This window comes from Pseudomonas sp. WS 5010, from assembly GCF_012985565.1.
In the GTDB taxonomy this organism is placed as follows: Bacteria; Pseudomonadota; Gammaproteobacteria; order Pseudomonadales; family Pseudomonadaceae; genus Aquipseudomonas.
Window position 1 is genome coordinate 456,889 of sequence record NZ_JAAQWQ010000004.1, and the last position, 19,154, is coordinate 476,042.

A 19,154-nucleotide genomic window follows, 5' to 3' on the forward strand; every position below is an offset into this window, starting at 1 on the left:
ATGGCCTCATCGCCGGCAAGCCAGCGCCTACATTTGAAGGTATTCACAATTCAAAATGTGGGAGCTGGCTTGCCTGCAATAGTGGTCTGCAATTCGCTACATCACTTAATTCTGGGGAGAGGCCTAATGAAAGCTGAGCAGGTAGTCGCCGAGGTCTTTGCTCTGTATGAACAGCATGGCGCTGCCGATTACATCGGCGAGCCGGTGTCGCAGATCGAGCATATGTCCCAGGCCGCGCAACTGGCCATGGCCGAAGGCTTCGACGATGAAGTGGTGCTGGCGGCGTTCTTTCACGACATCGGACATATCTGCGGCCAGGGTGGCGCGAACATGGGCGGCTACGGCGTGGTCAGCCACGAACGGCTGGGCGCCGATTACTTGCGGCGCGCCGGGTTCAGCGAACGCCTGGCGAAACTGGTGGAGTATCACGTGCAGGCCAAGCGTTACCTGACCTTCAGCCAGCCGGACTATTACGCACGCTTGAGCGAGGCCAGCCGCCGCACCCTGGGTTATCAGGGCGGGGTGATGACGGCCGACGAGGCCCGCGCGTTCGAGCAGGACCCGCTGTGCGCGGTGAGCCTGCGCATGCGCCACTGGGATGAACAGGCCAAGGAAATGCACGTGCCGCTGCTCGACCTTGAGGTGTTGAAGGCCAAGGCCCGGCAACTGCTGGCGGCCTAGGCCTCGTCCAGGCGTTGGGCCAGGGCCTCGATCTGTTCCTGGCGCTCGGCCTGGCTCAACCTTGGGTGAGGGTTGAGCGATGACCATTGCGGATGGGCGCGCGCCTTGTGCAAGGCGTCGGGCAGTTTGCCTTCGCGCCAGCTCTTGTCCTGCGGGGTGTCGACCTTGATGCTGTGCAGCGCCGCATGCCCGCGCAGGTTCAGGGCCTTGAGCAACTGGCGCTGGCGCAGGGCCAACAGGCGCAACACGCTGTCATCCACGGTCAGTTCGCGCTGGCCCTTGATCTTGCCCAGCAGACGGCTGCCGTAGCTGCGCGCGGTTTGCAGCGCGCCGCCGGCAATCGCCCCGGCCAGGGCGGCTGCGCCCAGGGTCAGGCCGCCCACCAGCAAATCCACACCGGCCCCGGCGGCGGCCCCCGCGGCAATCCCGCCGCCGACCCGCACCCCCAGTTGCTTGAGGGTTTCGGGGTTGAACAAATCATCACCCCAACGCCCGTCCAGCAACGGCAGGTCGCTGGCCGCAGCGTCTTGCGGGCGGAAGCCGTAGAGTTTGAGCAGGGCCTCGACGCAACGTTGTTCGCGCTGGCGCACGGCCTTGCGCAGATCGCTGATGGCTTGCTGTTCATCCTCGGTGACCACGCTGCGCCGGCACGCGGCGCAGTCGATCAGCAGCTCGGCGATCAGGCGTGCAGCGCTTAGCTGGCGCGCCTGGCGCTGGGCTTCCTGGTCGAGGATCAGCCGTTCCAGCTGTGGCCGCGAGCTTTCCAGCAACAGGGCGAGGCTTTCATACAACCGCCGCTCGCCATCTTCGGGGGGCGCCACGCTGTCAAAGCGCACCAGCGCGTGCAGGCCCAGGCGGGCCAGGGCTTCACGCCAGTCCGGCTCGCGGTGTTCGGCACTGCTGACAAAGTTGAGCACCGGCAGCAGCGGTTTGCCGCAACTGGCCAGCACTTGCAGCTCGTCGCGGTACTTGGCCAGCACCGGCTCCCGGGCGTCAATCACGTACAGGCCGGCGTCGGACGCCAGCAACTGACGCAAGACCTTGGCCTCCTGCTCAAAGCGCTGGCGGGCTTCGCTGCCTTCGAGGAAACGCGCCAGGCGCGCTGGGCCATCCAGGCGTTCACCGGGGCGGTCGAGGCGTTCGAGGTAGTCGAGCAGGGCGATGGCATCTTCCAGGCCTGGGGTGTCGTACAACTCCAGCAAGGCTTCGCCGTCGACCGACAAGCGTGCACCTTCGACATGCCGGGTGGTGCTGGGGCGGTGGGACACTTCGCCAAAGCCCACGTCTCGGGTCAGGGTGCGCAGCAGCGAGGTCTTGCCGACGTTGGTGTGGCCGACTACCGCCAGTTTCAGGGGTTTAGTCATGACCGGTCTCCAGCCAGGTGAGCGGCGCGCAATCGGCGAAGGGCAAGTCCAGTTGCTGCAACGCGCTGTGCCAATCGCCGAGGCGCTCGGCATCCAGCGCCTGGCCCGGTGGCGCTTGCAGCAGCCAGACGCGGGTAGCGCTGGCGCTGCGGGCCAGCTCGCCGATCAGCGTGAGGCTGCCGCGATCCGGCGAGCGGCGTGGGTCGCAGGCGATCAGCAGGCGTGCCGGCGGGAAGCGGGTCAGTTGCTCCAGTAGTTTGTGGCGCGATTCGCGGCTATCGAGGATGCCGGCGTCCTTGACCGTGGCCGGCAACTTGGGCGGCCAGGGGCGCTGGTTGTCCAGTTCGATGGCCACCAGCAGGGCGCCATCGCTGTGCAGGTCGCTGGCACCGCCGCTGACGTGGTGCAACTGCGGCGGCGCGGCATCGTTGACGCCAAGGCGTTCGCTGCTGGGCATCAAGGCTTCGCGCAAGTGGCTGTAGCCGGGCAGGTTGAGGTCCAGGCCCAAGGCTGCGCGCCCGCGTTTCCAGCGCCATAGGCACAGCACGGCGAGAATCAGCCTTGGCAGCAAGCCATAAACCAGCAACACCCCTACCAGCCACGCAGCCCAGGCCTGGCGGGCGCTTTCGATATTCAGCGCCGAATCGCCGCTGGCGCGGATCATCTCCACGCTGGGTACGCTGAAACCGAGCAGCGCGGGCAGGCTGCCCAGGGCCTGGGTCACGCTGACAAAGGTGTCGGCGCCAAGGATGGTGGTTTCCCAGACAAACCCGTAGCGCCGGGTGGCCATCAGCGTCAGCAGGATCACCAGCGCGCTGCACAGTGCCAGCAGCCACAGGCCATTGACCAGCACACCCACCGCCCAGCGGTTGAGCTTATGGCGTTGCAGCAGCAACAACAGCGCTGGCGCCAGTTGCGCGGTCTTGGCATCGCGGGCGAGTTTTTCGCTGAGCCACAACCACAGGCGGCCGAGGCTGGCGCTGTGTTCGCCGGCAAACAGCAAGCCCAGGGCCCAGCTCAGCAGCAGGATCAGGTTCAAGCCCAACAGGCTGCCCAGGGCCCAGAACACATTGACCGGGGCCAGGCCGTTGCCCAGGGCGGCGAAGGCCAGGCCAGCGCCGCTGACGATGGCCAGCACCATCAGCACGATCAGCGCCAGGCGTGCGCCTTGCAGCCAATGCAGCAGGGCAGCGCGCAGGCCGTCACGCTCGGCCAGCCACAGCGCGCGGTTTTGAATGCGCGTCGGCAGGTCGCCGCCGTTGCTGCGGGCCAGGCGATTGGCTTCCTGGTCTTCCAGGGGGCCAGCGTGTTCTTCACGCAGGCGCACGGTTTCCGTCAGCCAGAGTGTGTGCAGGGGGTTCAGAGCAGTCACGCGCCGTCCTGTTGTGTCAGTGAGCCTGGAGCATAACCGCTGGCCCGCGCCTCTGGTATTCTCGTCGCCATGAAAAAAACTCTCCCTTTAAGCCTGATCGCAGCCCTCGGTGAAAACCGCGTGATCGGCGTCGACAACAGCATGCCCTGGCATTTGCCGGGGGATTTCAAATATTTCAAGGCCACCACCCTGGGCAAGCCGATCATTATGGGGCGCAAGACCTGGGACTCCCTGGGTCGACCGTTGCCGGGTCGCTTGAACATAGTGGTCAGCCGTCAGACCGATCTGGTGCTCGAAGGTGCGGAAGTTTTTCCGTCCCTCGATGCGGCAATTGAGCGAGCCGAGGCCTGGGCGCTGGAGCAGGGCGTGGACGAGCTGATGCTGATCGGCGGCGCGCAACTGTATGCGCAGGGGCTGGAGCAGGCGGATCGCCTGTATCTGACGCGGGTTGCGTTGAGCCCGCAGGGGGATGCGTGGTTTCCGGAGTTTGACTTGAACCGGTGGACGCTGGTGTCGAATGTGCAGAATCCGGCAGAAGGCGACAAGCCGGCGTACAACTTCGAAGTCTGGGAAAAGGCCTAAAAGCATCGCCGGCAAGCCGGCTCCTACAGGACCGTGTAGGAGCCGGCTTGCCGGCGATAGCGCTCTATCAGGCCTGCGCCAACTCAGCATGCTCATCGGCATTGAGCAGCTCTTTATCGGTCTGCTGCATGATCTGGCTGGTAATCGCCCCCGCCGTCATCGAACCATTCACGTTCAACGCCGTGCGGCCCATGTCGATCAGCGGCTCCACGGAAATCAGCAGCGCCACCAACGCCACCGGCAAGCCCATGGCCGGTAGCACGATCAGCGCGGCAAACGTCGCACCGCCGCCCACACCGGCCACGCCGGCTGAACTCAAGGTCACAATCGCCACCAATGTTGCGATCCACAGTGGGTCCAGCGGGTTGATGCCCACGGTCGGCGCCACCATCACGGCCAGCATCGCCGGATACAGGCCGGCACAGCCGTTCTGGCCAATCGTCGCGCCGAACGAGGCGGCGAAGCTGGCGATGGACTGCGGGATGCCCAGGCGGCGGGTCTGCGCCTCGATGCTCAGCGGGATGCTCGCCGCGCTGGAGCGGCTGGTGAAGGCAAAGGTCAGCACCGGCCATACTTTGCGAAAGAAGCGCAGAGGGTTGATCCCGGCCAGCGACAGCAGCAGGCCGTGGACCACAAACATCAACCCCAGCGCCAGGTAGGACACCAGCACAAAGCTGCCGAGCTTGATGATGTCTTGCAGGTTGGAGCTGGCGACCACTTTGGTCATCAGCGCCAGCACGCCGTAGGGGGTCAGCTTCATCACCAGGCGCACCAGGCGCATCACCCAGGCTTGCAGGGTGTCGATGGCGTTCAGCACCTTCTGGCCTTTTTCCACGTCGTCCTTGAGCAGTTGCAGCGCGGCAACCCCCAGGAACGCAGCGAAGATCACCACACTGATAATCGACGTCGGCTTGGCCCGGGCCAGGTCGGCAAACGGGTTTTGCGGGATAAACGACAGCAGCAACTGCGGGATATTCAGGTCGGCGACCTTGCCCGCGTAGTCACTCTGGATCACCTGCAGGCGTGCCAGTTCCTGGGTGCCGGCCACCAGGCCTTCGGCGGTGAGGCCGAACAGGTTGGTCAGGCCGATACCGATCAGCGCCGCAATGGCGGTGGTGAACAGCAGCGTGCCGATGGTCAGGAAGCTGATCTTGCCCAGGGACGCGGCGTTGTGCAGGCGGGCCACGGCGCTGAGGATCGAGGCGAACACCAGCGGGATCACGATCATCTGCAACAGCTGCACATAACCATTGCCCACCAGGTCGAACCAACTGATCGAGGCCTTGAGCACCGGGTGGCCGGCGCCGTAGATGGTGTGCAGGACCACACCAAACACCACCCCGAGCACCAGGGCCAGCAAGACCTTCTTGGCCAGGCTCCAGTGGGTGCGACGGGTTTGGGCCAGGCCTAGCAATAAGGCCAGGAACACCAGCAGATTGAGAATCAGCGGCAGATTCATTGAAGCTCCAAGTAAATGGCTGCCAGTCGCCTGAGCGTGCGACTGCGAACCGGAAAGCCTAACAGCTTGAAATATATTGATTTAATACCTTTATGGAATGACTACTGTCGTTTTTGGAATAAGGGCCTGGCGCCCTGACATATGCCGGTGGCGGTTTCAGGACGCAGACGGTCGTGCTGGTGCCGGGAACGGTCACACGGATTTGTTAGCGTCGATGTCTTTCACTCAGGGAGAAAACGCACATGAAGCTCACGTCGAGACTGTTTGCCGCCGCGCTGTGCCTGGGGCTTGCCAGCCAGGTCATGGCCGCCACCGAGTTGAAGCACTGGCCGGCACCCGCCGCCAAGCAACTCAATGAAATGATTGCGGCCAACGCCAACAAGGGCAATTACGCGGTGTTCGACATGGACAACACCAGCTACCGCTTCGACCTCGAAGAGTCGCTGTTGCCGTACATGGAAAACAAGGGCCTGATCACCCGCGACAGTCTCGACCCATCGCTCAAGCTTATGCCGTTCAAAGACACCGCCGAGCACAAGGAAAGTCTGTTCAGTTACTACTATCGCCTGTGCGAAGTGGACGACATGGTCTGCTACCCGTGGGTCGCCCAGGTGTTTTCAGGCTTTACCCTCAAGGAACTCAAGGGTTACGTGGATGAGTTGATGGCCTCCGGCAAGCCGGTGCCGGTCACCTACTTTGAAGGCGATGTGGTGAAGAACATGGAGGTGCAACCGCCGAAAATCTTCACCGGCCAGACCGAGCTGTACAACAAACTGATGGAAAACGGCATCGACGTGTACGTGATGACCGCCGCCTCTGAAGAGCTGGTACGCATGGTCGCCTCCGATCCGAAGTACGGCTACAACGTCAAGCCGCAGAATGTCATCGGGGTCAGCCTGTTGCTCAAGGACCGCAAGACTGGCGAGCTGACCACTGCCCGCAAGCAGATCAGCGCCGGCAAATACGATGAAAAGGCCAACCTCGGCCTGGAACTGACCCCCTACCTGTGGACCCCGGCGACCTGGATGGCCGGCAAGCATGCGGCGATCCTCACCTACATCGACGAGTGGAAAAAACCGCTACTGGTCGGCGGCGACACCCCTACCAGCGACGGCTACATGCTGTTTCACGATGTGGACGTGGCCAAGGGTGGCATCCACTTGTGGATCAACCGCAAGGACAAGTACATGACCCAGCTCAACGGCATGATGGCCAAGCATGCTGCGGCCCAGGCCAAGGAAGGGCTGGCGGTGACGGCGGACAAGAACTGGGTGATCGTCAAGCCCGATGAAATCCAGTAACCCTGTGGGAGCTGGCTTGCCTGCGATCGCATCACTGCGGTGTGGCAGGCAGACCGGGTCGCCTGGATCGCAGGCAAGCCAGCTCCTACATTTGATCTCCTGTGGTTTGGCAATTCAGGCAGGCAAAAAAATGCCCCGCACGTGGCGGGGCATTTTTATGGGCGGGGCTTACAGGCCGTCGAGCATGGCCTTGTTACGCACCGCACCCTTGTCGGCACTGGTGGCCAGCAGGGCGTAGGCCTTGAGGGCGGTGGTGACTTTGCGCGGACGCTTCTCCACCGGTTTCCAGCCTTTCTTGTCCTGCTCGACCCGGCGTGCGGCCAGTTCTTCGTCGCTGATCAACAGGTTGATCGAGCGGTTCGGAATGTCGATCAGCACCTTGTCGCCATCCTGCACCAGGCCAATCGCGCCACCGGCAGCGGCTTCTGGCGAAGCATGGCCGATGGACAGGCCCGAAGTGCCGCCCGAGAAGCGCCCGTCGGTCAGCAGCGCACAGGCTTTGCCCAGGCCCTTGGATTTCAGGTACGAGGTCGGGTAGAGCATTTCCTGCATACCCGGGCCGCCTTTCGGGCCTTCGTAGCGGATGATCACGATGTCGCCTTCTTTCACTTCGTCGGCGAGGATGCCGCGCACCGAGCTGTCCTGGCTTTCGTAGATCTTGGCGCGACCCTCGAACACGTGGATCGACTCATCCACGCCAGCGGTCTTCACCACACAGCCGTCGAGGGCGATGTTGCCGTAGAGCACGGCCAGGCCGCCTTCTTGCGAGTACGCGTGTTCGACACTGCGGATGCAGCCGTTTTCACGGTCGTCGTCCAGGGTGTCCCAACGGGTCGACTGGCTGAAGGCCGTCTGGGTCGGGATGCCGGCCGGGCCGGCCTTGAAGAAGGTGTGCACGGCTTCGTCGTCAGTCTGGGTGATATCCCACTTGGCGATGCCCTCGGCCATGGACGTGCTGTGCACGGTCGGCAGGTCGGTGTGCAGCAGGCCGCCACGGGCCAGGGAGCCTAGGATCGAGAAGATCCCGCCGGCGCGGTGCACGTCTTCCATGTGGTACTTCTGGATGTTCGGCGCGACCTTGCACAACTGCGGCACGTGGCGGGACAGGCGGTCGATGTCGCGCAGGTCGAAGTCGATCTCGGCTTCTTGCGCTGCGGCCAGCAAGTGCAGGATGGTGTTGGTGGAACCGCCCATGGCGATATCCAGGGTCATGGCGTTTTCGAACGCCTTGAAGTTGGCGATATTGCGTGGCAATACCGACTCGTCGTTGTCGGTGTAGTAACGCTTGCACAGTTCGACGATGGTGCGGCCGGCCTGCAGGAACAGCTGCTCGCGGTCGCTGTGGGTGGCCAGTGTCGAACCGTTGCCCGGCAAGGCCAGGCCCAGGGCTTCCACCAGGCAGTTCATCGAGTTGGCGGTGAACATGCCGGAGCACGAACCGCAGGTCGGGCAGGCGCTACGCTCGTATTCCGCGACTTTCTCGTCAGAAGCGCTGGAATCGGCGGCGATGACCATGGCGTCCACCAGGTCCAGGCCGTGGGAGGCGAGTTTGGTCTTGCCGGCTTCCATCGGACCGCCGGAGACGAAGATCACCGGGATGTTCAGGCGCAGGGAGGCCATCAGCATGCCGGGGGTGATCTTGTCGCAGTTGGAGATGCAGACGATGGCGTCGGCGCAGTGGGCGTTGACCATGTACTCCACGGAGTCGGCGATGATCTCGCGGCTCGGCAGGGAATACAGCATGCCGTCATGGCCCATGGCGATGCCGTCATCCACGGCAATGGTGTTGAATTCTTTTGCTACGCCGCCAGCACGTTCGATCTCGCGGGCGACCAGTTGGCCCAGGTCCTTGAGGTGGACGTGGCCCGGTACGAACTGGGTGAACGAGTTGGCAATCGCGATGATCGGCTTCTTGAAGTCGTCATCTTTCATCCCCGTGGCACGCCACAGTGCGCGGGCGCCGGCCATGTTGCGGCCATGGGTGGATGTTTTCGAGCGGTAATCTGGCATGGAGCACTCCGGGCGGCTAATCAGGTACTAAATAGGGGAGTGAGCTTCTATTGACGTCTGGAACACTCAGAAATAGCCGTGTGTCCGGAAGTTGCCGCAAACGTTACGGGATCGCCGTGCGCATTGGCCTTGAGCTCATAAACCCGCCGGGGGATGACTGGCGATGAATAGGGTCGATTCTACACCGCTGGCGTCGGGAGGGAATGGCGAGAAGCATGTCCCGGGGCTTTATCGCCCGACCCTCGTATTTGTCAGCCAGCCCCAGAGGCTGAAGACGATAAAGCTTGCGGCAATGGTCATCAGCAAATGCGTTCCGGTTTGCGCAAGGGCTGCGCTGCTGATGGCGGCCGTCAGGAACATGATGCTGTTGCCCGCCGAGGCGGCCGTGCCCGCGCTGCTTGAGAACAACAGCATCGCCGCCGAAATGGCCGCCGGGCGCACCAGGGTCACGGCCAGGGCGCTGATCAGCATCGGGATCAGCAGGGTTATGGTGGTGATGGCGTCAAGGCTGACGATCAGCATCAGTAGCACACCGGCCACCAGCAGTAACCCCAGGCCGATATTGATTTGCCGGGCCAGCGAGATGCGTTTTTGCAGAAACGAGGCCACCATGCCGCCCAGCAGATAGGCCACGCCGTAGACCATCAGCACCAGGGCGTACTGGTATTCGGACAGTTTCAGCCCATCCATGAACATCAGGGGTGTGACGCTGATCAATGCGAAGTAGCAGGCGAACACCAGTGCGGCGATCCACCAGTAGCGCAGGAAGTCCCGGTTGCCGGCCACGGCTTTCAAGGTGGCGATGATCGACACCGATGCGCGATGGGGGCTGGCGGACTTGGTGGGCAGGATGCACAGCGCATGGATCAGCATGCCCAATGCCATCACCGCGAACCCGTAGAAGCTGCCTTGCCAGTCAAAGGTGGTTTGCAGCCAGGAGCCGATCAGCGGCGAAAGGGCGACGAACGAGCCGCTCAGGGTCATGTAATACAGGCGCACGCGAGCCCGGTCCTGCTCCTCGAACAGGTCTTCCACCAGGGCGTGGCCCAGCACGAAGAAGCCACAGCCCATGGCCTGCACGCTGCGAAACAGCAGGAAGGTCAGGTAGTCCGGTGCCAGCGTGCAGCCTATCGCCCCCAGGATCGACAGTGTGATGCAGCCAAGCAGGACTTCCTTGCGCCCCCATTTATCCGAGAGTGGGCCGGCGATCAGTTGGGAGACCGAAAAGACCAGGGTAAACAGGCTGATAGACAGCGCGACATTGGCGCTGGGCGTGTCGAACCTGGCGGCGAGGGCCGGAAATGAAGGCAGCAGGATATTGATCGGGAAAAAACTGATCAGGGAAATGCAGGTGATGAGGATGAAGCGGGAAAGATACTGGCGTTTGGCTGGGCCATCGAGGACGGGCGAGCAGGTGGAATCAGACATTGTTTTTGTTTTCCGCAGTGAAGCCAGAAACCGATACTAGTCTGCAAAAAGTGGAATTCAATCAAAATCGTCGAAGGAAATTTCCTGATGGCGTATGGCTTGCGACGGTAGGAGAAATCTTTTTGATACGGCACAAAAAAGGTGGGAGCTGGCTTGCCTGCGATAGCGGTGTAACAGATTAAAAATCTGTAACTGATACACCGCTATCGCGAGCAAGCCCACTCCCACCTTTGATCTGCGTGTTACTTAGCTATTGGGCAGCAACCGGCACGTGATGCTCTTGATGTAGCGCGTCTCGGCAATCGCCGGGTGCACCGGGTGGTCCGGGCCCTGGCCGCCACGTTCGAGCATCTGGATATTGCGGTCCAGGTGGCGGGCGCTGGTCAGCAGGATGTTTTGCAGGTCGTCTTCGGGCAGGTGCATGGAGCACGAGGCGCTGACCAGGATGCCGTCCTTGCTGAGCAGGCGCATGGCTTGCTCGTTCAGGCGGCGGTAGGCGCCCTCGCCATTCTTCATGTCTTTCTTGCGTTTGATGAAGGCCGGTGGGTCGGCGACGATCACGTCGAAGCGTTCTTCGCTGGCTTTCAATTCTTTGAGGGCTTCGAACACGTCGCCTTCGATGCAGGTCATTTTCTCGGCAACACCGTTCAACGCGGCGTTGCGCTCTACGCCATCCAGGGCGAAAGCCGAGGCGTCGACGCAGAACACTTCACTGGCGCCGAACGCGGCAGCTTGCACGCCCCAGCCGCCGATGTAGCTGTACAGGTCGAGAACGCGCTTGCCTTTGGCATACGGGGCCAGGCGTGCACGGTTCATGCGGTGGTCGTAGAACCAGCCGGTCTTCTGGCCCTGGATCACCGGGGCTTCGAATTGCACGCCGTTTTCTTCCAGGGCAACCCACTCTGGCACCAGGCCGAACACGGTTTCGACGTAGCGGTTGAGGCCTTCGGCGTCGCGCGCGGCGGAATCGTTCTTGAACAGGATGCCGCTGGGCTTGAGCACTTGGGTCAGTGCGGCGATCACGTCTTCTTTATGGGCTTCCATGGTCGCCGAGGCGATCTGCACCACCAGGACATCGCCGAAACGGTCGACCACCAGGCCCGGCAACAGGTCGGAGTCGCCGTAGACCAGGCGGTAGAACGGCTTGTCGAACAGGCGGTCGCGCAGGGACAGGGCGACGTTGAGGCGGTGCACCAGCAGCGACTTGTCCAATGGCAACTTGATATCGCGCGACAGCAGGCGCGCGCAGATCAGGTTGTTTGGGCTCATGGCCACGATGCCCAGGGTCTTGCCACCGGCCGCTTCGAGGATGGCCTGGTCGCCTGCCTGGAAGCCGTGGAGTGGGGTGGCGGCCACATCGATTTCGTTGCTGTAGACCCACAGGTGGCCGTTGCGCAAACGACGATCGGCGTTGGCTTTGAGACGCAGGCTTGGCAGGGACATGACGTCGCTCCGGAAAAAAGAGCGGGAGTATACCGTGTTGTGTCGTTGTTGGCCGCGCCGCCGGACATGTGGGAGCTGGCTTGCCTGCGATCCAGGCGACTCGGTCTGTCTGTCGCACCGCAGCGATGCCATCGCAGGCAAGCCAGCTCCCACATTTTGCTCCGGTTTCCAATCCGGCTTTTGAGGTGTCGGTCAGGTTCCCATCGGGGTTAGAATCGCCCCCTAGCCCAGAGTGTGTATTTATGTCCCAAGAGCTTTCCGCCGAACAGATCCAACAGGCCCTGCAAGGCATCAGCGTGCCGCCCCAACCGCAAATCATGGTGGATTTGCAGATGGAGCAATACATGCCCGATCCGGACCTGGAGGTGATTGCGCGGCTGATCTCCCAGGACCCGGGCCTCTCCGGCTCATTGCTGAAAATCGTCAACTCGCCGTATTACGGCCTGAGTAACAAGATTGCCTCGATCCAGCGCGCGGTGAACCTGTTGGGCAGCCGCTCGATCGTCAACCTGATCAACGCCCAGTCGATCAAGGGCGAGATGAGCGACGACACCATCGTCACCCTCAACCGGTTCTGGGACACCGCCCAGGATGTGGCGATGACCTGCCTGACCCTGGCCAAGCGCACCGGCTCCCAGGCGGTGGACGAAGCCTATGCCCTGGGGCTGTTCCACGATTGTGGCGTGCCGCTGATGCTCAAGCGTTTCCCGGACTACATGAGCGTGCTGGAAGACTCCTACGCCAAGGCAGGGCCCGATTGCCGGGTGGTCGACACCGAGAACCGTGCGTTCCACACCAACCACGCGGTGGTGGGCTACTACACTGCCAAGTCCTGGCGCCTGCCGGAGCATGTGACCAACGCCATCGCCAACCACCACAACGCCCTGGCGATTTTCAGCGATGAGTCGGCGCGCAACAGCCCGCTGAAAAACCTGCTGGCGATCCTGAAGATGGCCGAGCACATTTGCGCGTCCTATCGGGTGCTGGGCAACCAGACGGTGGACCATGAATGGGACAGCATCGGCCACCTGGTGCTGGATTACGTGGGCCTGTCGGACTACGACTTCGAGAGCCTGAAGTTGTCGATCCGCGAGCTGGGCGCGCACTAACCTTTCTATCGCGAGACGAATATGCCTGAGCTGCCAGAAGTCGAAACCACCCGGCGCGGAATTGCGCCGCACCTGGAAGGCCAGCGGGTCAGCCGCGTGGTGGTGCGTGAACGGCGCCTGCGCTGGCCGATCCCCGAAGACCTCGATGTGCGGCTGTCCGGGCAGCGCATCGTGCTGGTGGAGCGGCGGGCCAAGTACCTTTTGATCAACGCCGAAGTTGGCACCTTGATCAGCCACTTGGGCATGTCGGGCAACCTGCGCCTGGTGGAAGTCGGCCTGCCGGCGGCCAAGCACGAGCATGTGGATATCGAGCTGGAGTCGGGCCTGGCCCTGCGCTACACCGACCCCCGGCGCTTTGGCGCGATACTCTGGAGCCAGGACCCGCACAACCACGAACTGCTGTTGCGCCTGGGGCCGGAGCCGTTGACCGACCTGTTCGACGGCGAGCGCCTGTTCCAGCTGTCCCGTGGGCGCTCGATGGCGGTCAAGCCGTTCATCATGGACAACGCGGTGGTGGTGGGGGTGGGCAATATCTACGCGACCGAGGCGCTGTTTGCCGCCGGGATCGACCCGCGCCGGGAGGCCAAGGGCATTTCCCGTGGGCGTTACCTGAAGCTGGCGATCGAGATCAAACGCATCCTCGCGGCCGCCATCGAGCGCGGCGGTACGACATTGCGCGACTTTATCGGGGGTGATGGCCAGCCGGGGTATTTCCAGCAGGAGCTGTTTGTCTACGGGCGTGGGGGCGAGGCGTGCAAGGTCTGCGGCAGTGAGTTGCGCAATGTGATGCTGGGGCAGCGGGCGAGTGTGTTTTGCCCCAAGTGCCAGAGCTGATTGTGTGTGACGGCGGCTGCCGTCATCGCGGGCAAGCCCGCTCCCACATTTTGACTTGTGAACACCTTCAAGTGTGGGAGCGGGCTTGCCCGCGATGAGGCCCGCCCAGCCACCACAAGGTCTCAGGCCTTACCGGTAATCAACCGGTACTTCTCCATCAACTGCTCTTCAGTCTCAGGGTGTGCCTCATCCAGCGGGATGCAATCGACCGGGCACACTTGCTGGCACTGGGGTTCGTCGTAGTGGCCGACACACTGGGTGCACAGGTTGGGGTCGATCACGTAGATCTCTTCACCCTGGGAAATGGCAGCGTTCGGGCACTCGGGTTCGCAGACGTCGCAGTTGATGCAATCGTCGGTGATGATCAGGGACATGGAAACTCCTGCCAGGGCGCTCTGCCAAGGCATCTGAAAAACTAATGCGCGCAATTGTGCCGCATTGGCGCCCGCAGTGCGAGCGGGCGCCGGTCGAGCGGTCTTACTTCTTGAAGCGCAGCGTCAGCGCATCGGCGACCGCAGGGTGCACAAACTTGGTGATATCCCCACCCAATGCCGCGATTTCCCGCACCAGGGTCGAGGAAATGAACGAGTAACGCTCCGACGGCGTAAGGAACAGGCTCTCTACGTCCGGCGCCAGTTGGCGGTTCATATTGGCCAGCTGGAATTCATATTCGAAGTCCGACACCGCCCGCAGGCCACGCAGGAACACATTGGCGTTCTGTTCCTTGGCAAAGTGCGCCAGCAGCGTCGAAAAGCCCACCACTTCCACGTTGGGCAGGTGCTTGGTGACCTCGCGGGCCAGCTCCACGCGCTGTTCCAGGGGAAACAGCGGGTTTTTCTTGGGGCTGGCCGCGACCGCGATGATCACATGGTCGAACAAGCGCGAGGCGCGTTCGACCAGATCGCCATGGCCTTTGGTAATCGGGTCGAAGGTACCTGGGTACAACACTCGGTTCATCGCGTCGTCCTGGCGGAGTCCGTTGGGGAACCGGATGGTATCGCAGCCATCCCGGTCGGCCAAGTCAACTTATTCAGAAGAAAGCACTATAGACACCGCGAATACCTGGTTTTTTCATGCTGTTTTCAGACGTTCAGCCAGCGCCGTCGCCAGTTGCGCAGTCAGGCCGTACACCGAAAGCTGGGGGTTGGCGCCGATGCTGGTGGGGAACAGCGAGCCGTCGTGGATCGACAGGTTACGCAGTTGGTGATGCCGCCCCAGGCTGTCGGCCACGGCGCTTTTCGGCTCTTCGCCCATGGCGCAACCGCCCATCACATGGGCGCTGCCCAGGCAGGTGCGATGCAGTTCCAGGTTCAGGCCGTCAATCAGGCTGCGGGCCTGCGCCAGTGTGTTGACGTGGCGCGCGTCGTGGTGCAGCGGCTTGACCGACTTGGCGCCGGCGGCAAACTGGATCTCGGCCATGCTGTGGAAAGCCCGGCGCAGGCCGTCCCAGGCGTAGGGCGAGACCTCATAGTCGAGCACCGGCGTGCCATCGCCGCGCAGGCCGACGCTGCCGCCCTGGCTGTCGGGGTGGAAGCCGTCGCGCAGCAGCGCCAGCATGGCGTGGGTCTTGGGCAACTGGCTCATGTCCAGGGCGTTCTGCGTGCCATAACCCCCGAACAATGTGCTGGCCAGCGCCGGGTGCAACGGCGGCGCTTCGAGCTTGTAGGACATTTTGCCGGTGGTGCCGTCCTGCCATTGGAAGTGGTCGGAGTAAATCGACTGCGGCGCGCCGTAGAACGGGTTGATCACCTCGTCGAACAGCCCCGCAGAAAAATTCACCAGATGCAGGAACGTGCGCTTGCCCAGGCGCGAATGCGGGTCGGGTGCGTCCGAGCGCATCAACAGCGCCGGGCTGTTGATGCCGCCGCCGGCCAGCACGTAATGCTTGGCTTTGACTGTGATCTTGCGGCCGGTGGGCGCGACGCAACGGGAGTCCATGGCCACGCATTCGAGGCTGGTGATGGTGTCGCCGCTGAACTTCAGGCGCTCGGCGCGGGCCAGGTACAGCAACTCGCCGCCTTGCTCCAGGGTCGAGGGAATGGTGGTCACTAGCATCGATTGCTTGGCGTTAACCGGGCAGCCCATGCCGCAATAGCCCAGGTTGAAGCAGCCGCGCACGTTGCGCGGGATCACGTGCCAGCTGTAGCCGAGCTTTTCGCAGCCTTTGCGGATCACATCGTTGTTGGGGTTGGGCGGCACGGCCCAGGGCGCGATGCCCAGGCGCTGTTCCATCTTTTCAAACCACGGCGCCATCTCGGCGCTGCTGTGGCCCTTGACCGCGTACTCGCTGGCCCAGTGGGACAGCGTCGGGTCGGGGGTGCGAAAGCTCGAGGTCCAGTTGATCAGCGTGGTGCCGCCCACGGCGCGGCCTTGCAGGATGGTGATGGCGCCGTCCTTGCTCATGCGGCCGATGCCTTCCTGATACAGGCTGGCGTAGGCCTCGTCTTCCAGTAGCTTGAAGTCGCTGCTGGTCTTGAGCGGGCCTTCTTCGATCAGCAGCACCTTGTAGCCGGCGGCGCTGAGAATCTCTGCGGTAGTGCCGCCGCCTGCGCCGCTGCCGATGATCGCGACATCGGCTTCCAGCACCAGGTCCTGGTCGAGGGCGGCGCCGTTATGGGTTTTCCAGCCGCGGGCCATGCCATCGCGGAACACATCAGGTACGGGCATTAGCTTGTTCTCTTATTGTTTTGGCTACGGAGTGGCTATCAAAGTGGGTTGCCAAGGTCAGATCTTCGGTGGCCCGGGGTACCCGCAATGGGCCCAGGACTCGGGCCGAAAGTACCAGGCCATGATCACCAGCTTGAGCAGCGAGCCCTGGCCCATGCGCAGTAGGTTGAGGAAGCTGTTCTCCCAGCGATGCAGGAAGTTGCGGATCTGCTCGCTGCTGGCATTTTCCCAACTGCCCCAGATGCCGGTCAGCGGGCCACGGGTGACGGCCATGCCCAGTACGTCGAACAACTGCTGGGTCAGCTTGAACATCTCCGGCGACAGGTGCAGCAGGCTGTAATCGAGTTTTTTCAGGGTGTCCTCAATGCCTGCCGCCACCACCTCGGCGCTGGCCGCGCCTTCGAGTAACACCGGGATCACTGCGCGCAAAAACGGCAGGTCGCTGTTGCGCAACATGGCAAAGCCGCTGGCGGGGGTGCTGCTGGAGCAACCGCTGAGGCTGGCGCCAAGGCCTGCGGTGGCCAGGAAGGCGCTGGCGCACAGGCCGATTTTCAAGACGCCGCGCCGTGACAGCGCGGGTGATTCAGTCAGGCTAGGGTTCATTTTTATTGTGGTCCCGGTGGTAACGGTTTTAGCGCACGAACAGCTTCTGGATCAGTTTCTGGATGGCTTTGCCATACGGTGGGTAAATCAGCTTGGCCGCATTCAGGCGTTGCTTGATCAGCACCCCCTTGGCCTTGCTGAACGTGAGGAACCCTTCATGGCCGTGATAGTGGCCCATGCCCGACGGGCCGATGCCGCCAAAGGGCATATCGTCCTGGGCCACGTGCAGCAGGGTGTCGTTCAAGCACACGCCGCCGGAATGGGTCTCGTGGAGTACGCGATTCTGTTCGGCCTTGTTGTAGCCGAAGTAATACAGCGCCAGTGGGCGAGGGCGTTGGTTGATGTAGGCAAAGGCCTGGTCGATCCCGCGATAGGGCACGATGGGCAACACCGGGCCGAAAATCTCGTCCTGCATCACGGTCATTTCATCGCTGACATTCAGCAGCAGGCTATGGGCCATGCGCCGTGCCTGGCCCTGGTCATAGAGCGGCACCAGGGTCGCGCCCTTGTCGGTTGCGTCCTTGACGTAGGCATTGAGTCGGGCGAGTTGTCGCTCGTTGATGATGGCGGTGTAGTCCGGGTTGTCGGCCAGGGTCGGATAAAACCCACGTACCGCCTGGGTGTAGGCCTCGACGAAGCCGTCCACACGGTCTTCGGGAACCAGCACGTAGTCCGGCGCCACACAGGTTTGCCCGGCATTCAGTGCCTTGCCGAATGCGATCCGTTCAGCGGCATCCTTGAGCGGCACATCGGCCGAGACAATTGCCGGGGATTTACCGCCCAGCTCCAGGGTCACCGGGGTCAGGTGCTCGGCGGCGGCGCGCATCACATGCTTGCCGATGCTGGTGGCACCGGTGAACAGCAGATGATCGAACGGCAGCTTGGAGAACGCCATGCCCACTTCTGCTTCGCCGAGCACCACGCACACCAGGTCTTCGGGGAAGATTTGCGCCAGCAGGGTCTTGAGCAACTGGCCAGTGGCGGGGGTGGATTCGCTGAGCTTGAGCATCACCCGGTTGCCCGCCGCCAGCGCACCGACCAGCGGGCCGATGGCCAGGTATAACGGGTAGTTCCAGGGCACGATCACCCCGATGACGCCCAGGGGTTGATAGATCACTTTGGCAGATGCCGGCTGGAAGGCTATACCTACAGCGCGGCGCGACGGTTTCATCCAGCCTTTGAGGTGTTTGCTGGCGTAGTGAATGCCATGCAGGCTGGGCATCAGTTCGGCGAACAGGGTTTCGTCGGCACTGCGATGACTGAAATCGCTGCTGATGGCCTCGATCAGCGCCTGGCGCTCATCGCTGAGCAGGTCGCGCAAGGCCTTGAGCCACTGCTGACGCTGCGCCGCCGTTGGCATCGGGTTGGCCGCGTAGGCGCGGCGCTGGGCAGCGAACAGGTCCTGGAGTTGGTCCAGCGCCTGGGAATCTTGCAGGTAGGCAACGTTGGCAGACATGGCGCAGTTCCCGATTGTTATTGGAATACCTGCGTTTTTAGAGTTATTGCTCTATTTTGTCAAATGACTTCGCGGCAACATGCAGTTTTATCCTGGCAAGGATAGACCGTAAGATGTTTGCATCAGGATTCCAGAAGCCGATACCCCATGGCACCACGAGTAAAGACCAGCGAACGCATTGTGCAAACCAGCCTGGAGCTGTTCAACCAGCAGGGCGAGCGCAGCATCAGCACCAACCATATTGCCGCCCACATGGAAATATCCCCCGGCAACCTGTACTACCACTTCCCGAACAAGCAGGCGATTATCGCCGTGCTGTTTCGCGAGTACGAAGCCCTGGTAGACAGCTTCCTGCGCCCGCCCCAGGGGCGCGCCATGGTGGTCGAGGACAAGCGCTTCTACCTGCAGGCGGTGCTGGCCGGCATGTGGCGCTACCGCTTTTTGCACCGCGACCTTGAGCATCTGCTGGAAAGCGACCCGGAACTGGCCACCGGCTACCGGCGCTTTTCCCAGCGCTGCCTGATCCAGGGCGGCGCGATTTACCGGGGGTTTGTCGAGGCCGGGATCCTGAACATGGACCCGGTGCAGACCGAAGCCTTGACCCTCAACGCCTGGATCATCCTCACCTCCTGGGTGCGCTTTTTGTGCACCACCAACGAGAACTCCGCACACCTGAGTGCCGAGGCGATCAAGCGCGGGGTGTATCAGGTGCTGGTGCTGGAGGCGGGGTTTATCACGCCCCAGGCCAAAGAAGCCGTGGACGCGTTGTTCAAAGAATTTTACGTGCCTCTAAGTCAGGCACTGGAAGAAGTGAAGTAGGCCCTTTCCCGAACGTATTTCCAGGA

17 protein-coding genes are annotated in these 19,154 nt (G+C 62.4%); 6 read left to right on the plus strand and 11 right to left on the minus strand.

All coding sequences use genetic code 11. From position 1 onward, the window contains the following. Window positions 1-126 precede the first annotated feature (126 nt). Complete coding sequence (locus HBO11_RS15260) at window positions 127-681, plus strand: phosphonate degradation HD-domain oxygenase (protein WP_169954955.1); 555 nt, start codon at window positions 127-129, stop codon at window positions 679-681. On the opposite strand, the gene HBO11_RS15265 is transcribed toward HBO11_RS15260, so the two are convergent. Continuing rightward, window positions 678-2,045: a DUF3482 domain-containing protein gene (locus HBO11_RS15265; RefSeq protein ID WP_169954954.1), complete on the minus strand. Its 1,368-nt coding sequence runs from the start codon at window positions 2,043-2,045 to the stop codon at window positions 678-680. The two genes, HBO11_RS15260 and HBO11_RS15265, sit on opposite strands and share 4 nt — an antisense overlap. Further along, on the minus strand, window positions 2,038-3,417 hold the full coding sequence (locus tag HBO11_RS15270) for a DUF2868 domain-containing protein (protein ID WP_169954953.1): 1,380 nt from the start codon (window positions 3,415-3,417) through the stop codon (window positions 2,038-2,040). Before HBO11_RS15270 ends, HBO11_RS15265 begins: the two co-directional genes overlap by 8 nt. A gap of 69 nt (window positions 3,418-3,486) precedes the next feature. Here HBO11_RS15270 and HBO11_RS15275 point away from each other — a divergent pair, with 69 nt between their 5' ends. Beyond that, window positions 3,487-3,999 (plus strand): dihydrofolate reductase, encoded by a 513-nt coding sequence (locus HBO11_RS15275; protein ID WP_169954952.1) that lies wholly within the window; start codon window positions 3,487-3,489, stop codon window positions 3,997-3,999. 67 nt (window positions 4,000-4,066) lie between these two features. Here the strand turns inward: HBO11_RS15275 and HBO11_RS15280 are convergent, their stop codons facing one another. Further along, entirely contained in the window at window positions 4,067-5,458 is a 1,392-nt protein-coding gene (locus HBO11_RS15280) for an L-cystine transporter (RefSeq protein ID WP_169954951.1), read from the minus strand. A 302-nt stretch (window positions 5,459-5,760) separates the two neighbouring features. Here HBO11_RS15280 and HBO11_RS15285 point away from each other — a divergent pair, with 302 nt between their 5' ends. Next, window positions 5,761-6,759: a haloacid dehalogenase-like hydrolase gene (locus HBO11_RS15285; RefSeq protein ID WP_169955047.1), complete on the plus strand. Its 999-nt coding sequence runs from the start codon at window positions 5,761-5,763 to the stop codon at window positions 6,757-6,759. A 168-nt stretch (window positions 6,760-6,927) separates the two neighbouring features. Here HBO11_RS15285 and ilvD read toward each other — a convergent pair whose 3' ends face one another. From ilvD to HBO11_RS15300, 3 genes are all read right to left on the minus strand, one after another. Next, on the minus strand, window positions 6,928-8,769 hold the full coding sequence (ilvD, locus tag HBO11_RS15290) for a dihydroxy-acid dehydratase (RefSeq protein ID WP_169954950.1): 1,842 nt from the start codon (window positions 8,767-8,769) through the stop codon (window positions 6,928-6,930). A 228-nt stretch (window positions 8,770-8,997) separates the two neighbouring features. Beyond that, window positions 8,998-10,197, minus strand: a complete 1,200-nt coding sequence (locus tag HBO11_RS15295) for an MFS transporter (RefSeq protein WP_169954949.1) — start codon at window positions 10,195-10,197, stop codon at window positions 8,998-9,000. 246 nt (window positions 10,198-10,443) lie between these two features. Beyond that, entirely contained in the window at window positions 10,444-11,640 is a 1,197-nt protein-coding gene (locus HBO11_RS15300) for a class I SAM-dependent rRNA methyltransferase (RefSeq protein ID WP_169954948.1), read from the minus strand. Between the two features lie 296 nt (window positions 11,641-11,936). On the opposite strand from HBO11_RS15300, the gene HBO11_RS15305 reads away from it, so the two are divergent. Continuing rightward, complete coding sequence (locus HBO11_RS15305; protein WP_169955046.1) at window positions 11,937-12,749, plus strand: HDOD domain-containing protein; 813 nt, start codon at window positions 11,937-11,939, stop codon at window positions 12,747-12,749. 21 nt (window positions 12,750-12,770) lie between these two features. Beyond that, the gene (mutM, locus tag HBO11_RS15310; RefSeq protein ID WP_169954947.1) at window positions 12,771-13,583 is read left to right on the plus strand and encodes a bifunctional DNA-formamidopyrimidine glycosylase/DNA-(apurinic or apyrimidinic site) lyase; all 813 of its coding nucleotides are present in this window, start codon (window positions 12,771-12,773) and stop codon (window positions 13,581-13,583) included. A gap of 122 nt (window positions 13,584-13,705) precedes the next feature. Here the strand turns inward: mutM and HBO11_RS15315 are convergent, their stop codons facing one another. The 5 genes from HBO11_RS15315 to HBO11_RS15335 all read right to left on the minus strand — a co-directional run bounded on the left by HBO11_RS15315 (window position 13,706) and on the right by HBO11_RS15335 (window position 18,309). Further along, window positions 13,706-13,957 carry a YfhL family 4Fe-4S dicluster ferredoxin gene (locus HBO11_RS15315; protein WP_003213796.1) on the minus strand — a complete coding sequence of 84 codons (252 nt, stop codon included), beginning with the start codon at window positions 13,955-13,957 and terminating at the stop codon, window positions 13,706-13,708. Between the two features lie 103 nt (window positions 13,958-14,060). Next, the gene (coaD, locus tag HBO11_RS15320) at window positions 14,061-14,540 is read right to left on the minus strand and encodes a pantetheine-phosphate adenylyltransferase (RefSeq protein WP_003176711.1); all 480 of its coding nucleotides are present in this window, start codon (window positions 14,538-14,540) and stop codon (window positions 14,061-14,063) included. Between the two features lie 114 nt (window positions 14,541-14,654). Next, on the minus strand, window positions 14,655-16,250 hold the full coding sequence (locus HBO11_RS15325; protein ID WP_169954946.1) for a GMC family oxidoreductase: 1,596 nt from the start codon (window positions 16,248-16,250) through the stop codon (window positions 14,655-14,657). 57 nt (window positions 16,251-16,307) lie between these two features. Next, window positions 16,308-16,853, minus strand: coding sequence for a twin-arginine translocation pathway signal protein (locus HBO11_RS15330; protein WP_169954945.1), 546 nt, complete (start codon window positions 16,851-16,853; stop codon window positions 16,308-16,310). A gap of 28 nt (window positions 16,854-16,881) precedes the next feature. Continuing rightward, the gene (locus HBO11_RS15335) at window positions 16,882-18,309 is read right to left on the minus strand and encodes a coniferyl aldehyde dehydrogenase (RefSeq protein WP_169954944.1); all 1,428 of its coding nucleotides are present in this window, start codon (window positions 18,307-18,309) and stop codon (window positions 16,882-16,884) included. 147 nt (window positions 18,310-18,456) lie between these two features. Here HBO11_RS15335 and HBO11_RS15340 point away from each other — a divergent pair, with 147 nt between their 5' ends. After that, window positions 18,457-19,128, plus strand: coding sequence for a TetR/AcrR family transcriptional regulator (locus HBO11_RS15340; protein WP_029300622.1), 672 nt, complete (start codon window positions 18,457-18,459; stop codon window positions 19,126-19,128). Window positions 19,129-19,154 lie beyond the last annotated feature (26 nt).

Bases quoted from the DNA above. Each gene is read 5' to 3' on its own strand.
- HBO11_RS15340 (WP_029300622.1), top strand. From the start codon at position 18,457: ATGGCACCACGAGTAAAGACCAGCGAACGCATTGTGCAAACCAGCCTG.
- HBO11_RS15285 (WP_169955047.1), top strand. From the start codon at position 5,761: ATGGCCGCCACCGAGTTGAAGCACTGGCCGGCACCCGCCGCCAAGCAA.
- HBO11_RS15265 (WP_169954954.1), bottom strand. From the start codon at position 2,045: ATGACTAAACCCCTGAAACTGGCGGTAGTCGGCCACACCAACGTCGGC.
- HBO11_RS15260 (WP_169954955.1), top strand. From the start codon at position 127: ATGAAAGCTGAGCAGGTAGTCGCCGAGGTCTTTGCTCTGTATGAACAG.
- HBO11_RS15275 (WP_169954952.1), top strand. From the start codon at position 3,487: ATGAAAAAAACTCTCCCTTTAAGCCTGATCGCAGCCCTCGGTGAAAAC.
- HBO11_RS15315 (WP_003213796.1), bottom strand. From the start codon at position 13,957: ATGTCCCTGATCATCACCGACGATTGCATCAACTGCGACGTCTGCGAA.
- coaD (WP_003176711.1), bottom strand. From the start codon at position 14,540: ATGAACCGAGTGTTGTACCCAGGTACCTTCGACCCGATTACCAAAGGC.
- mutM (WP_169954947.1), top strand. From the start codon at position 12,771: ATGCCTGAGCTGCCAGAAGTCGAAACCACCCGGCGCGGAATTGCGCCG.
- HBO11_RS15325 (WP_169954946.1), bottom strand. From the start codon at position 16,250: ATGCCCGTACCTGATGTGTTCCGCGATGGCATGGCCCGCGGCTGGAAA.
- ilvD (WP_169954950.1), bottom strand. From the start codon at position 8,769: ATGCCAGATTACCGCTCGAAAACATCCACCCATGGCCGCAACATGGCC.
- HBO11_RS15330 (WP_169954945.1), bottom strand. From the start codon at position 16,853: ATGAACCCTAGCCTGACTGAATCACCCGCGCTGTCACGGCGCGGCGTC.
- HBO11_RS15295 (WP_169954949.1), bottom strand. From the start codon at position 10,197: ATGTCTGATTCCACCTGCTCGCCCGTCCTCGATGGCCCAGCCAAACGC.
- HBO11_RS15335 (WP_169954944.1), bottom strand. From the start codon at position 18,309: ATGTCTGCCAACGTTGCCTACCTGCAAGATTCCCAGGCGCTGGACCAA.
- HBO11_RS15280 (WP_169954951.1), bottom strand. From the start codon at position 5,458: ATGAATCTGCCGCTGATTCTCAATCTGCTGGTGTTCCTGGCCTTATTG.
- HBO11_RS15300 (WP_169954948.1), bottom strand. From the start codon at position 11,640: ATGTCCCTGCCAAGCCTGCGTCTCAAAGCCAACGCCGATCGTCGTTTG.